General features: G+C 46.9%; 12 protein-coding genes and 1 pseudogene. 8 read left to right on the top strand and 5 right to left on the bottom strand.

All coding sequences use genetic code 11. The features are described from left to right. The 3 genes from PWYN_RS09655 to PWYN_RS09645 all read left to right on the top strand — a co-directional run bounded on the left by PWYN_RS09655 (window position 1) and on the right by PWYN_RS09645 (window position 3,548). The gene (locus tag PWYN_RS09655; protein ID WP_036650769.1) at window positions 1-735 is read left to right on the top strand and encodes an ABC transporter permease; all 735 of its coding nucleotides are present in this window, start codon (window positions 1-3) and stop codon (window positions 733-735) included. 95 nt (window positions 736-830) lie between these two features. Then, window positions 831-1,196, top strand: a complete 366-nt coding sequence (locus PWYN_RS09650; protein ID WP_036650767.1) for an ArsR/SmtB family transcription factor — start codon at window positions 831-833, stop codon at window positions 1,194-1,196. Between the two features lie 174 nt (window positions 1,197-1,370). After that, window positions 1,371-3,548, top strand: coding sequence for a heavy metal translocating P-type ATPase (locus PWYN_RS09645; RefSeq protein WP_036650764.1), 2,178 nt, complete (start codon window positions 1,371-1,373; stop codon window positions 3,546-3,548). Window positions 3,549-3,593: 45 nt separating this feature from the next. Here the strand turns inward: PWYN_RS09645 and PWYN_RS09640 are convergent, their stop codons facing one another. Continuing rightward, window positions 3,594-4,040 carry a cytidine deaminase gene (locus PWYN_RS09640; RefSeq protein ID WP_036650761.1) on the bottom strand — a complete coding sequence of 149 codons (447 nt, stop codon included), beginning with the start codon at window positions 4,038-4,040 and terminating at the stop codon, window positions 3,594-3,596. A 398-nt stretch (window positions 4,041-4,438) separates the two neighbouring features. On the opposite strand from PWYN_RS09640, the pseudogene PWYN_RS29980 reads away from it, so the two are divergent. Both PWYN_RS29980 and PWYN_RS29975 read left to right on the top strand, forming a co-directional pair. After that, window positions 4,439-4,576, top strand: a pseudogene (locus tag PWYN_RS29980) (YiaA/YiaB family inner membrane protein); the annotation flags it as partial. Between the two features lie 45 nt (window positions 4,577-4,621). After that, complete coding sequence (locus tag PWYN_RS29975) at window positions 4,622-4,861, top strand: YiaA/YiaB family inner membrane protein (protein WP_036653632.1); 240 nt, start codon at window positions 4,622-4,624, stop codon at window positions 4,859-4,861. A 61-nt stretch (window positions 4,862-4,922) separates the two neighbouring features. Here the strand turns inward: PWYN_RS29975 and PWYN_RS09630 are convergent, their stop codons facing one another. The 3 genes from PWYN_RS09630 to PWYN_RS09620 all read right to left on the bottom strand — a co-directional run bounded on the left by PWYN_RS09630 (window position 4,923) and on the right by PWYN_RS09620 (window position 7,158). Further along, window positions 4,923-5,885: an L-lactate dehydrogenase gene (locus tag PWYN_RS09630; RefSeq protein ID WP_036653630.1), complete on the bottom strand. Its 963-nt coding sequence runs from the start codon at window positions 5,883-5,885 to the stop codon at window positions 4,923-4,925. Window positions 5,886-6,175: 290 nt separating this feature from the next. Next, window positions 6,176-6,676, bottom strand: coding sequence for a CcdC family protein (locus PWYN_RS09625; RefSeq protein ID WP_036650758.1), 501 nt, complete (start codon window positions 6,674-6,676; stop codon window positions 6,176-6,178). Between the two features lie 221 nt (window positions 6,677-6,897). After that, window positions 6,898-7,158, bottom strand: a complete 261-nt coding sequence (locus PWYN_RS09620; RefSeq protein ID WP_036650754.1) for a GlsB/YeaQ/YmgE family stress response membrane protein — start codon at window positions 7,156-7,158, stop codon at window positions 6,898-6,900. A 224-nt stretch (window positions 7,159-7,382) separates the two neighbouring features. Between PWYN_RS09620 and PWYN_RS09615 the strand changes: the two genes are divergently transcribed. Continuing rightward, window positions 7,383-8,432, top strand: a complete 1,050-nt coding sequence (locus PWYN_RS09615) for a lactonase family protein (RefSeq protein ID WP_036650750.1) — start codon at window positions 7,383-7,385, stop codon at window positions 8,430-8,432. A 245-nt stretch (window positions 8,433-8,677) separates the two neighbouring features. Here the strand turns inward: PWYN_RS09615 and PWYN_RS09610 are convergent, their stop codons facing one another. Continuing rightward, on the bottom strand, window positions 8,678-10,948 hold the full coding sequence (locus tag PWYN_RS09610; RefSeq protein ID WP_036650748.1) for a poly(ethylene terephthalate) hydrolase family protein: 2,271 nt from the start codon (window positions 10,946-10,948) through the stop codon (window positions 8,678-8,680). Between the two features lie 365 nt (window positions 10,949-11,313). On the opposite strand from PWYN_RS09610, the gene PWYN_RS09605 reads away from it, so the two are divergent. Next, window positions 11,314-12,411, top strand: coding sequence for a sulfate ABC transporter substrate-binding protein (locus PWYN_RS09605; RefSeq protein ID WP_036650744.1), 1,098 nt, complete (start codon window positions 11,314-11,316; stop codon window positions 12,409-12,411). A 73-nt stretch (window positions 12,412-12,484) separates the two neighbouring features. Beyond that, window positions 12,485-13,324, top strand: coding sequence for a sulfate ABC transporter permease subunit CysT (gene cysT / locus PWYN_RS09600; RefSeq protein WP_036650740.1), 840 nt, complete (start codon window positions 12,485-12,487; stop codon window positions 13,322-13,324). The last annotated feature ends 33 nt before the right edge of the window (window positions 13,325-13,357 follow it).

The raw sequence follows: 13,357 nt of genomic DNA, 5'->3' as shown, positions 1-13,357 counted from the left end.
ATGAGAACTATAGGTAGAGTATTGTCTGTAGAGATTGTGAAAATGTCCAGCCGCTATTTATGGCTTCTTATTCTGGTCAGCCCAGCGTTTGCCGTACTTATGGGGATGTCGCAATCTGAGGAGGGGCCGATTTCATGGGAATTTATACTGTCTGTGATGGGAGCTATTCATGGGATGCTGTTTTTGCCGATATTGTCCGGCCTGTTCACAGCACTCTTATGCCGCTATGAGCATCATAATGGAGGTTGGAAGCAGCTACTCTCCTTGCCTGTATCCAGAGGATCAGTCTATTTATCCAAGTTTATAGTAGCAGCGGTTCTGCTGGCTGCAGTACAACTACTATTTCTCTTATGTTTTCTGGGAGTAGGTTGGTGGCGTGAAGCCGGAGGGCCTCCTCCTTGGGAGATGGTACTTCCGCGTATTCTAGGCAGTTGGCTGGCGACCTTACCGCTTGCTGCGCTGCAGCTGGCTGTATCTCAAGCGTGGAGCAGCTTCGCAGCACCTCTTGCCCTCAATGTAACCTTTACACTGCCGAACATGCTGGTGGCAAATTCCACCACATACGGACCATACTACCCATGGGTACAGCCGCTCATAGCAATGTCTCCTTATGGAGCGGATGGAAATTTTGGCGCGCTTAATTTACCGCTTGAGAGTTTATTGGTTGTTGTGTTAGGGAGTTTTGTATTGTTTTTCGCAGCAGGGTTGCTCTCCTTCCATCGGAAGGCCGTGTAAATCTCACCGAATGGACTTTGCAGGCAGTTTTCCATATAATTATGTATAGAATATGGAGCCGGCAGTGCCGGATGATTCATCGGGGGGCGAGAGACGTGGAACCGGCAACAATTGAGGAATGTGACAATACCTGCAACGGATCGGAGCTGGAATTGGAGTCTTTGGAGCTGATCCTGCCTGACCGGGGAACGACCGACAAAATGGCGGAGATGTTCAAAGCATTGGGTGACCCCACAAGAGTGCGGCTTATTTACGCATTATCCCGAAAAGAACTGTGTGTACATGATTTGTCGACCATTCTTGATATGGGGCAGTCAGCGGTATCCCACCAGCTTCGTTATCTGCGGAATCTGCGTATCGTTAAACGCCGCAAAGAAGGCAAGACCGTCTATTACTCGCTGAATGACGCCCATGTAGAGCAGATTTTTTTGCAGACGCATGAACATATCAGTCACGAATAACCACATAACCACATACGATGCTAAGGCCGCCTTCGGGCGGTTTTTTTATTTTTATAATTGGACCCAATTATACTCGACATGCATTGACACTGTTAAAGGATAGGGAATATAATACAAGTAAGAATAACATATGAATAAGTGCTCATATATAGCGTGATAAGGGAGTGGGACTACATGAATACCATTCAACAGAGCTTGAAACGCCAATGGATATTGGAAGGTTTGGATTGTGCGAACTGCGCGATGAAAATTGAAGACAAAGTGAAGAATATTGAAGGCGTGTCCGACTGCTCCGTTAATTTTGCAACCAAGACACTGACGATGGAGACTGCCGCAGGTTATGCAGAATCTGCCTTATTTGAAGCGGAGAGAACCGTAACCGCACTTGAACCGCATGTGAAACTGAGAGCAAAGCAGGCTGGAGCGGGCTTGAAACATCAACATGCACATACTGACTCAGAGGGGCACAGTCATGCTCATGAGCATGAGGAGAATAATACTCGCCGCACCATACTGCGTCTGGCAGGCGGTGGTATTCTAGCGGCAGCAGGAATGCTGCTCCCTGTAGGTGGTTTGACAGAGTTGCTGATTTTCCTGCTGGCCTATTTTGTGGTAGGCGGTGAAATTGTATGGCGGGCAGCTAAGAATATCGTCCGGGGTCAGGTGTTTGACGAGAATTTCCTGATGGCACTGGCTACAATTGGTGCCTTCGCCATTGGTGAATATCCTGAAGGTGTTGCGGTTATGCTATTCTATCAGATTGGTGAATTATTTCAGGGTTTAGCGGTTAACCGCTCCCGCAGATCGATCACTGCACTGATGGATATTCGCCCTGAGAGTGCGAACCTCAAGGTGGGAGAGGATACACGGCGTGTCTCCCCGGAGGAAGTTTCGATTGGGGACCGGATTGTGGTTAAACCCGGTGAGAAGGTTCCTCTGGACGGTATTATCCTCGAAGGCAGCACCATGATGGATACATCGGCTCTTACGGGAGAATCCGTACCGCGTTCCGTTGGGCTTGGCAGCACTGTACTAAGCGGGTTCATTAATCGGAACGGTGTAATTACCGTAGAAGTGACTAAGACGTTCGGAGAATCAGCGGTTTCCAAAATATTAGAATTGGTTGAGAATGCATCCAGCCATAAAGCAAAAACTGAAAACTTCATACGTAAGTTTGCACGGAGTTATACACCAGTAGTTGTGATTACAGCGCTGATACTAGCCGTTGTTCCTCCGTTGTTGATCAGCGGGGCAACCTTTTCAGACTGGATTTACCGTGCCCTGATCTTTCTTGTCATCTCTTGTCCTTGTGCCCTTGTAGTTTCAATTCCACTCGGTTTCTTTGGCGGGATTGGAGCGGCCTCAAAAAGCGGTATCCTAATCAAAGGCAGCAACTATTTAGAGGCGCTGGGCGATGTTAAAGTTGTGGTTTTTGACAAAACAGGAACATTGACAAAAGGGCAGTTCAAAGTCACCGGAATCTTCCCAGCTGAGGGACGCTCAGAGAACGAACTACTTCAGGTGGCTGCTTATGCCGAAAGCCACTCCAGTCACCCTATTGCAGAATCCATTCGGGAAGCCTATAATGCCGTCATCAATAATAAGCTTGTACGCAATTATAATGAAATATCCGGACATGGTATTGAGGTATCCGTAGAAGGAAAGACTGTGCTGGCGGGTAATGCAAGACTGATGGAACGCGAGGGAATTCCTTACCGGATACCTGCGGAAGCGGGAACCACTGTCCACATCGCTATCGACAAGCAGTACGCAGGTTCTCTTGTTATTGCGGATGAAGTGAAAGAGGATGCTGCCCGGGCGATTCAAGCCCTTAAGAGGCTGGGTATCACCAAGACGGTGATGCTGACGGGCGATACGGCTTCAGTGGCAGAGTCTGTAGCGAAACAGTTAGGGATAGATGAAGTCTACTCAGAGCTTCTGCCTCAGCATAAAGTGGAACAAATCGAACGGTTGGAGTCACTCAAAGCACAACGGGAGAAAATTATCTTTGTCGGTGACGGGATCAATGATACCCCTGTATTGGCAAGAGCGGATGTCGGTATTGCTATGGGGGGATTGGGCTCGGACGCAGCTATTGAAGCGGCGGATATCGTGATTATGAACGATGAGCCGTCCAAGATCGCGGTTGCCATCGGTATTGCCAAGCGCACAAGAACCATCGTATGGCAAAATATTATCTTCGCATTGGGAGTCAAGGCAATCTTCCTGCTATTGGGTGCCTTCGGATATGCTACCATGTGGGAGGCCGTCTTCTCCGATGTAGGGGTAACCATATTGGCTGTGCTTAACAGTGTTCGGGCATTGAAGGTACGTGATGTATTTCATTCCTAATTGAATGAGCCTGCCCCATCCATTAAACGGATGGGGCAGGCTTTATTAAGTTAAAACCGTACGATAATGTTCTAACTCTTCTTCAGGATATGCATTCGTCCAATGGTACGGCTGTAATTCATTTAAGGTCACAAAATGTAACGAATGATCTGGAGTAGTAACACCTACCTTAACATCTACACCCCAAAAACGTAATCTTTCTTGACATACACCGCAAGGCGAAAGTACCTTAAAAGGACTATTTTCATCATCTCTTACAACACATAAACAGTGGGTTACACGTACATTGCATTTATGTGCCTCGCACATTGCACCTACTTCAATACATAAATCCACACTAGAATTAGCGGTTTCAATAGAAACACTAGTAAAATATTGTTCGTCTTCTGAATGAATTATTGCTACACCACCCCAGCCTTTTGGGTACCTTTTAGGAATAAATTCAATGGCTCTGCGATACATTTCCTGTTCTATTATCCTCTGCTGTTCCATATATTAGCTCCTTTTATTTAGTGTAATTTGTTGATTTTTAGAACAAAGGACTCTCTAATTAATCGGTAGGCGTGGATCTCTGCTCAAAATGAATGCGTAAGCTTAACGGACTCAGCGGACGCTATTTACTCCATTTACCTGAATTTCCTATCTGTGTCCGCATAAATTACTTATAGAGCAAATTATAGACTATAAGGGATCTGTAGTCCGTATATGTTCTTCACCCGATCTAAATCAAAGAATGACAATTTTTATTACTATATAGTAAAATATTAGGGAATCAGTATTTTACTGCGAAAGAGGCGATATATCTGGAATTGCAAACGACGACTACAAACGTTAACCCTCCAAGAAGACCAAACTTCTACAGAAGACGTAACACTGCAGCTTATACTTTTATGGCGTGGACGGCTTTTGTCCTTGCAGCAGGCTTTGAATTTATTGGAATCTACACGCTTAAAGAACCCTTGTCTGTCCAAGGATATTACGCTGTAAGCGGAGTGCTGCTTATCATTTCCTCTTTTATGCTGCAGAAGGTTGTCCGTGATAACGATGAAGACGAATTTTTGCAGGAGCAGAACATGAACCATCGGAAGCGCAATACCTCTGCGTTTACGTTTCTCTCTTGGGCAGGTTTCGTCATTGCCGTGCTTTTCGAATACATAGGACTATATACATTGGAGGAGCCGCTATATGTAAAAGGTTATTACGCCATAGCTGCTGCCTTCCTGATCGTATCTTGCTTCGTACTGCAAAAGACGATTCGCGATAATGAAGAAGATGACTTTAACCTGGGAGCTGCTACGGCACCCACGGAATAAGAATAAGACCGCACCCTTTGATTAATTCTAGGGTGCGGTCTTATTTTTTACCAAGGGGGCGTTAGGCTCTTTCCTCTAAGTGGAGGCTGTGGATCCCCGCCCGAATGATATCGCAGGAAGCGCTGAATTTGCCAACTTCCTCTGCATTCAGATTGAGCTCCAGCAGTTCCTTGATACCGTCTCTGCCAATGATAGCAGGGACGCCGGAGCAGACATCACTTTGCCCGTATTCTCCGTCTAGAATAGCCGAAACGGCAATGATTTTATGTTCATCGTTCAGAATGGAACGGGTAATATAGGCCAATGCGCTGCCGATTCCGAAGTGGGTGGAGCCTTTGCGGGTGAAAATCTCCCAACCAGCATCCTTCGTCTTCCTGGCGATATCATCAAGGTCCAGATGGCTGAACCGCTCACGGTGCTGCTCGATAATCTGCAGAATCGGCTTCCCCCCAATCGTTACATGCGACCAGGCCACAAACTGGGATTCGCCATGCTCTCCAAGGGCATAGCCGTTAACACTACGTGGATCAATGGAGAACACATCCGAGAGCAGTGTCTTTAGACGGGATGAATCAATAGAGGTTCCTGTTCCAATGACCCTGTGACGCGGCAAACCTGAATTTTTCCAAACCATATAAGTTACAATATCAACTGGATTAGCGGCAATAACGAAGATACCGTCGAAGCCTCCGGCCATAATATTGCTCACGATGTCTTCCGTAATAACTGCGGCTGCATCTAATACATCCAACCGTGTCTGTCCATGCTTCGGATTGGCCCCGGCTGTAATAATAATAACATCCATAGCGGCGCAATCCTTGTAAGTTCCAGCGTATACCTTAGTGCGTGTTCCTGTGAAATCCATACAGTGAGAGAGATCAAGGGCCTGAGCCATCGCGCGGTCATAGGTACGGTCAATCATCATGATTTCATCGCAGATAGCCTGATTAACCATAGAGTAGGCACAACTTGAGCCGACCATGCCGGAGCCGACGATTGCAACTTTTCTCGATTTACTTTTCAAATTCAATCCCCGCTCTCTATAAAAATTTACAATGCCCATGCGGTGTAAGGTATTGCTTTAGAGCAAGAACCTTCCTCGGTTGCATATGCGTAGTATGCTCTTATTTTAACGTATCCTGCCGTAAGTTACCTGACACAAGGAACGGAAAATGCGTAGGAGATGGGAACTATCTGAACAGTTATATGTACTATTGTATGCAAAAACAGTAAAGATGCGCCCAAAAAAACGCCGGAAACAGGGTTGAATGACTCAGCCCCGATGATCCGGCGAATGGTATAGGTGTAAACAAGTTAGGTGGTGGATGGTGTTTTTTTGGAGTGGACAAGAACATTGTAACGTTTATACATGAAAAGTCTCCAGTGAACGATCATTCCGAAGGCCAAAATGAAGAAAATTCCGCCTGATTGCGGTACGGAAACATATTGGTTGATAAATTCATGCAGCAACGTACGGACTAAAAGCAGTCCAAGCAATATAAAGGCAAAGCTCTTGGAGCGCTGTGCGTAAACTTCTCCTTCACGTTGTTCAAACGTTGTGCTGCGTATTAAAGGATAAGCAAAGATAAACCACCCGATGACAAAGGCGATGGCGGCCCACCATAAAGGGAACCTGACCTGAGGAGCGACAAACATGGCAAAGCCGGTAGACATACCGAGCGGCGGTATCCATATTTTTCGGATGGTCACTGGACGCTCACTTGCCTTGAGGCGAATAAATATAACCATCAGCGCCATGAATACGGCACCTACGGTAGAGCCGATATGTAGATACGAAGGGTTAATGTTGCCCATAATTCACGACCTCCCTGTGATTTGAGTCACTTGTGCCTACATTATAACAGAAAAGCCGATGGCAAAACATTGAGCTAAGCAGCCTTCATTAGGGAGTTAATATGCTGGGATTGTGCAGGGGATTTGCACAAAAAAAAGCAGGGGGCTATCCCGGCAGCCACAATTCTATGGCTTTCGGGACAGCCCCTAGTTTAAATTAACTAACTACGGTGTTGTAGGCATTAAGAACGGCTTCGTCCACCGACCGAACGGAGGATTAGACTCACGATAAAGATGAGTACAATGGCCCCTATTAATGAAGGAAGGACAAAGAATCCGCCAACCTCTGGTCCCCAACTGCCAAGAATCAATCCGCCTAGCCATGAACCCAAGATACCGGCAATGATGTTACCGATAACTCCTCCTGGAATATCGCGACCCATGATCAATCCTGCCAACCAACCGATAATACCGCCAACAATCAGCATCCATAAAAAACTCATTATGCTTCAGCTCCTTTTAATTTGTTATTGTCTTGGATGTTAACTATATAACCTAATGCTGAGCGTTTAAATCAGGTGTCATATTTTGGCGAGTTAAGTTTAAGTATGTCCTAGAGTCAGCGGAGCAATACTCAGATGAATGCAAAACCTAAACATGCTATAGTGGTGAAATATAACAATCTACATGTAAATATCATTCACCCTATCTTAAAGGAGTCGCTGTTATGGAACGCTCTGATCAAGTTTTATTCTTTGTTGGAACTTACAGTCCAGAAGGAGAGGAAGCCCTATTCTTATGCACCTTGAATCTTGCCGGAGGTGAAATGAGGACTCTTGAAGGAACCAAAGGGATAGAGAATCCTTCTTATTTAGCGCTAAACGGGGCAGGAACTATTTTATATGCTGTTAGTGAAAAGGATGCCGGGGAAATTCATGCCTATTCTGTGGATCCGGGGACTAAAGCCCTCACCTCCCTTGGAGGCCAATCAACCGGTGGAGGCTCCCCGTGTTATGTGTCAATTAGTCAGAAAGAGGATTACATATTCGTCTCTAATTACTCAGGGGGAAACGTAAATGTATTTCCTGTAAATAGTGACGGCTCGCTACAAGAGATGTCTTCCCAAGTACGGCACACCGGCCAAGGGGTTCGCGAGGATCGACAGGACGCTCCTCATCCGCACTCGATCATTCCAGACAGCAGCGGGGAACGAGTGATGGTATGCGATCTGGGTCTGGATCAAATTATATTCTACCGTATGGAAGGCGGTCTGCTGACCACTCATCGTGAAGTGAACTTGCCACCGGGATCGGGACCGCGCCATCTGGCGTTACATCCCTCCGGAAAGTGGGTATATTCAATTAATGAGTTAAATAATACGGTAACGGTATTCACAAATGATGAGACATTTGGGGATCTGAACATTCTACAGCATATTCCAACGCTTCCAGAGCATTATATAGCGGGAAGTGATGATACGGCTGCTGATATTCATATCTCTTCCTGCGGGCGATTCCTTTATGCCTCCAACAGGGGTCATGATAGCATTGTGTTGTTCACTATTGATGATTCAAGCGGTCTGCTGACAGCTGCCGATTGGCAAACCTCGGGTGGGCGGAACCCTCGCAACTTCGCGATCTTTAATAATATTATGCTCGTTGCCAATCAGAGCAGCGGTACGATTACATCTTTTATTATAGATGCTGATAACGGACGGCTTATACCTACGGGAAATGAATTGGGTGTCTCGGCTCCGGTCTGCATCAAATTCCTCTAATTAAATCGACTCATAGTTAAGTACAACAAAAGAGTCCGACCTTGTCATGTAATAGACCAAGGATCGGACTCTTTTCACCTCACACCTCTGTGCTGCGGACTGTATAGGCGCTATTTAAGTCTGCCCAATCTTCCGGTTTTGCTCAAATAAGGTCTTCTCTGTCCGTTTCCTGACGAACTCTATCTTTAGGTTCAGCAAGCAGAAAACTCTTGGTCAAACCCTAATTTTGAGATGGAGCCATATAGTTATTGGTATGAGGTGCCTTCGTCATAGAAGCCTATATCATCCAGCATAATTTTATCCCCGGGGCCTTGCAGATAAAAGGTGATCTCTGCAATAGTCTTCGGCTCGAAGGAGGGGAACTCCTGTGCAAATCTCCTGAATGGAAGCTCATACGTTTGAAAAACAGCCTCAGAGGGATCGCCGTATTTATGATCACTGATGCGATCTTCCAACCATGGAGTCAACGTGAACAGGGTTCGTGGAAGCGGTAAAACCTCCCTAACCTCTGCAAGTGCCAGACGTGCTGTGTTCTGGTTGCTATCTGTTAACTCCACCACTATATCTGGGGGGCTTACGGAGGGGCTTGTATCCCCGGAGTTAAAATGATTAAGGTTAGACATGGAGAAGGTTAAGCCTAGTGCACCAGATAATGCAGCATCGTTTACAGTACCCGATTGGAGTTGAATGCTGTAAGCGGCTTTGGCATCCTTCAAGGCAGTCCGCTCCAGGACAAGACCATAGGTGGCTTTGCTCTTAGATTCACGGTCTTTAGCCAGATCCTCCGTCCATCGCAGGCCTTCAGCATTAGCAGTTCCGCTTCGTCCGGCTGTTGTCTTATTACGATCCTCATCAAAGGTAACGATCTGCCTGTAACCTCCGCCTTGGAATCGATTGTAATAGGAGGTCTCCGGCAGCCATTGCAACCCGCTGCGGTAGTCGCGGAACAATCCGAGATATTCTTTATTTCCATGAAGGGTAGTTTCTAGAAATGCAGATACATAAACCTTTGCAATTTGCCTTTGATCGTTCGGGTCCATGATCTCGCTGCGGCTAAGAAATAACCCTGCCGGGAGGGATTGATCACGTAGACCCCAATCGCTGTTGAACTGGCTATGGTTGGCATCAGCGATGTACAAGGAACTCTTAAAAGCCTTTGAACCCCGGGAGTAAGACGAGCGAATATACTGCCGATCTCCATAGAAGTCATGCACATCCCCATCGCGGGCACCTTGCAGTGTTAAATAGCTAATATCGGTAAGCCGGGCTTGTTGACTGTCTATTGATTTGTCGGTAGGTGCTAAGGCAATGACCGAAGTAATATGAAACTGCTTGGTTATAGCCAATGCGGAATCTCCCTTGAACCAACGTGCAGCGTCTGCAGCCATAGCGACGGCCTGCCCGCCGCGGCTGTGCCCCAGAAGGGCGGTTTGCTCGTAATCAACTTTATGGTAGAAGGGATTATCCGGCTTCTCCGAATAGTCTCGAATTTGCTCCAGATGCTTCAATATCATCCAAGCTCTAACCTCGAAATCTTTGTCGGGAATGCCTGACCAAGCGGAGTAATTCAAAAAGTTCTCATCCAGAGAGACCGCGATGAAGCCGCGGCTTGCCAGCTGTTCCCCCAAATAGGCATAGCCCCCATCTGAGAAGTCCTCCATCATATGATTGCCATGCACCATGAGCAGGATTGGAAAAGGTCCTTCTCCATCGGGCATCCAGACACGTCCGTTGAGTGGTAGAGAGCTGTAATCAAATCCCCAGAAAAGAGAACGCAGCTGCGGCCAATCTTTTATATAAGCAGAAGCGTCTACGGCAGAGGACAATAAGTCTGCCTTTGCCCCATATTCTTCACGGTGCGGGTCTCGACCGCTAGCATACGTAAAGCTGTGATAGGCATAAGACCCCGGAAGTCCGGGGTTCAAGGCTGTCAACGGGTCAACACGGTTATTAAAGGTAGGGCTGCCGCTAACAGGGATCTCCTCTGAACCGCCAATCGCCAAAGTAAGTGGCGACAGGGTCAGCATGGCTGCCAGTAGCAGACCCATAATTATACGTTTGCTCCGGAACAGTCCTATAACCAGCCCTAAGACTGCCCCCAGCAAGGAGACCAGAATAGCTACCGCAGCAGCTGCTTCTATTTCGAGATCACTGTAATAAAGGATAGTAAAAATGATGCCTATATCCGTTAGTAAACTTCCTAAGAATAAACGTGGAGCTCGTAGTCCTGTCAATGACAGCAGTACAGCCAGTAGATTTCCTGCAAACGCGAGTACAATGGTTCCAGCTCCGGCTGCCAGTGTAATATCAGCCGGGATTCCAAACCCTGTAGGCACACCCAGCATGGTAACTGCAAAGACTAAAAAACAAGCGATCCATAGACCGGCTAAAGCTGTTCGCCATAGTACGGTATCGTATCGGTAGGTTTCCCTAATCCGCCGACCCATTTCACCAAATATGCGCCGATGCAGCCGCGGCCTCGCCGGCGCAGGGACATATTCTATCTCCATACCCATGATTGATGTTCTCCCCCGACTTTTGCGGTGATTATTCAGCTTCCCATAAGATGTAGCAATAATATTACTTTACAGCATAGATGACAAGTGGGTCTTGCAGGAACATCACCCACCGTTTAGGTATGGGTATAACGGAAGACTAATATAGAGAAAAAAAGGTTTGACAGGACAAAGGGGAATCCGTATGATTAGCTTTATAACCTACTAAGCAGGTAGGAATAATTAAATTTGATAGTTCTTACCGTACGAACGGAGGAACGCCCGTTATAAGGCTCGCAGACACGGTTGTAGATGAACCGGTTTGACCTGCCCACAATGGGCTTCCTTCGTTCTTTTTTTTAACAACATTGGGGGAGTGGTTAGGGATGAATAAGATAATTAAAAAAGGGCTTATTACGGGTTTTGCATGGGTACTTACAGCAGGGCTTACAGCTTGCGGAACCAATAATAGTAAGACTAATGCTGCCAATGCCTCAACGGCCACAAATGCTGCTAACTCCGTGACGAAAGCGCCAACTGCCAAGGATCCGGTTGAATTGTTGAACGTGTCTTATGATCCAACCCGAGAGTTGTATGAGAGCTATAATAAAGCCTTTTCTGCTTATTGGGAGAAGGAAACCGGACAGAAGGTTACCATTAAGCAATCCCATGGCGGTTCAGGCAAACAAAGCCGTGCTGTTCTAGACGGTCTTGAAGCAGATGTAGTCACATTGGCGCTTGGATATGATATCGACGCATTGCAGGGAGAGGGTCTTATTAATGAAGGGTGGCAGAGCAAGTTCGATCTTAACAGCTCCCCTTATACATCGACCATAGTATTTCTGGTACGTAAAGGCAATCCGAAGGGAATTAAAGACTGGCCGGATTTGCTTAAGAAAGATGTAGATGTGATTACTCCGAATCCGAAGACCTCTGGAGGAGCACGGTGGAACTATCTGGCGGCTTGGGGTTATGCACTGGATCACAATAATAATGATGAAGCTAAGGCTGAAGAGTTTGTAAAAGGCATATTCAAGAATGTACCCGTACTGGATACAGGTGCGCGGGGTTCGACTACAACTTTTGTAGAGCGTGGGATCGGTGATGTGTTGATTGCTTGGGAGAATGAAGCTTATCTGTCAGTAGAGGAATTGGGACCCGATAAATTCGAAATTATTAACCCGTCCGAGAGCATTCTGGCAGAGCCTCCTGTAGCCGTTGTCGATAAGGTAGTGGATAAAAAAGAAACAAGAGAGGTTTCTGAAGCTTACCTCAAATATCTTTACAGTGAAGAGGGGCAAACCATCGCTGCAGAGAACTACTATCGCCCTACCCTGAATAGTGTAAAAGAACAGTTCAAGGATAAATTCCCGGAGATCAAGCTGTTCACACTGGCAGATAAATTTGGAACCTGGAAAGAAACGCAAGAGAAACACTTTAATGACGGCGGTATATTTGACAAGATTTACGTTCCCGGCAGTTAATAGCTTCAGCTAAGCGGTTGTGGGAAGTGCTAATCGGCTAAAGAGCCGAAGGCAGGGAGAGGATGATTGAAGGATGACTGTCACCAATACTAGTGCGGCAAAGCGGAGAGTGCTACCTGGCTTCGGGCTAACGATGGGTTTCAGCGTATTATACTTGAGTCTGGTTGTGCTGCTGCCCTTATCTGCGCTGCTCTTCAATTCGACAGGGTTGAGCTGGAGTAAATTCTGGGATGTGGCGACAGATCCCAGGGTTCTGGCTTCGTACCGGGTAAGCCTGGGTACAGCTGCCGCCGCAGCTTTTGTGGATGGATTTCTGGGTCTGCTCCTCGCTTGGGTATTGGTGCGGTACGACTTCCCCGGAAAGAGGATATTTGATGCTTTGATTGATCTGCCCTTTGCGTTGCCGACAGCCGTAGCAGGTGTATCGCTGACCGCTCTTTATGCCGCCAACGGTTGGATCGGGTCGATGTTGGATCCGTTGGGGATTAAGGTGGCCTATACACCTCTGGGCATTACGATCGCTCTGATGTTTATTGGAATTCCGTTCGTGGTTCGTACCGTTCAGCCGGTATTGGAGGATATGGAAAAGGATATGGAGGAGGCGGCGGCGACGCTGGGAGCGGGACGCTTGCGAACTTTTTTCACCATTCTTCTGCCAGAATTGTTCCCTCCCTTACTAACAGGCTTTGCGCTGGCGTTTGCCCGCGGGATTGGCGAATACGGATCGGTTGTATTCATCTCCGGCAACATGCCGATGAGAACAGAGATTGCTCCGCTGCTCATCATGTCTAAGCTGGAGCAATACGACTACGCCGGCGCAACGGCTGTTGCATTAATACTTCTACTGATTTCTTTCCTCATGCTGCTGGTCATTAACACGCTTCAGCGGTGGGCACGGAAGACATCAAGCTAATTTTAGACCATAAAACGGTTAGGAGGAATACTT

It is taken from the genome of Paenibacillus wynnii, assembly GCF_000757885.1.
GTDB classification, from domain to species: Bacteria; Bacillota; Bacilli; order Paenibacillales; family Paenibacillaceae; genus Paenibacillus_AQ; species Paenibacillus_AQ wynnii.
The sequence above is the reverse complement of the archived record's forward strand: the minus strand, read 5'-3'. Positions and strand labels throughout refer to the sequence as shown.

Bases quoted from the DNA above. Each gene is read 5' to 3' on its own strand.
- PWYN_RS09655 (WP_036650769.1), top strand. From the start codon at position 1: ATGAGAACTATAGGTAGAGTATTGTCTGTAGAGATTGTGAAAATGTCC.
- PWYN_RS09645 (WP_036650764.1), top strand. From the start codon at position 1,371: ATGAATACCATTCAACAGAGCTTGAAACGCCAATGGATATTGGAAGGT.
- PWYN_RS09640 (WP_036650761.1), bottom strand. From the start codon at position 4,040: ATGGAACAGCAGAGGATAATAGAACAGGAAATGTATCGCAGAGCCATT.
- PWYN_RS29975 (WP_036653632.1), top strand. From the start codon at position 4,622: ATGAACCATCGGAAGCGCAATACCTCTGCGTTTACGTTTCTCTCTTGG.
- PWYN_RS09625 (WP_036650758.1), bottom strand. From the start codon at position 6,676: ATGGGCAACATTAACCCTTCGTATCTACATATCGGCTCTACCGTAGGT.
- PWYN_RS09620 (WP_036650754.1), bottom strand. From the start codon at position 7,158: ATGAGTTTTTTATGGATGCTGATTGTTGGCGGTATTATCGGTTGGTTG.
- PWYN_RS09615 (WP_036650750.1), top strand. From the start codon at position 7,383: ATGGAACGCTCTGATCAAGTTTTATTCTTTGTTGGAACTTACAGTCCA.
- PWYN_RS09610 (WP_036650748.1), bottom strand. From the start codon at position 10,948: ATGGGTATGGAGATAGAATATGTCCCTGCGCCGGCGAGGCCGCGGCTG.
- PWYN_RS09605 (WP_036650744.1), top strand. From the start codon at position 11,314: ATGAATAAGATAATTAAAAAAGGGCTTATTACGGGTTTTGCATGGGTA.
- cysT (WP_036650740.1), top strand. From the start codon at position 12,485: ATGACTGTCACCAATACTAGTGCGGCAAAGCGGAGAGTGCTACCTGGC.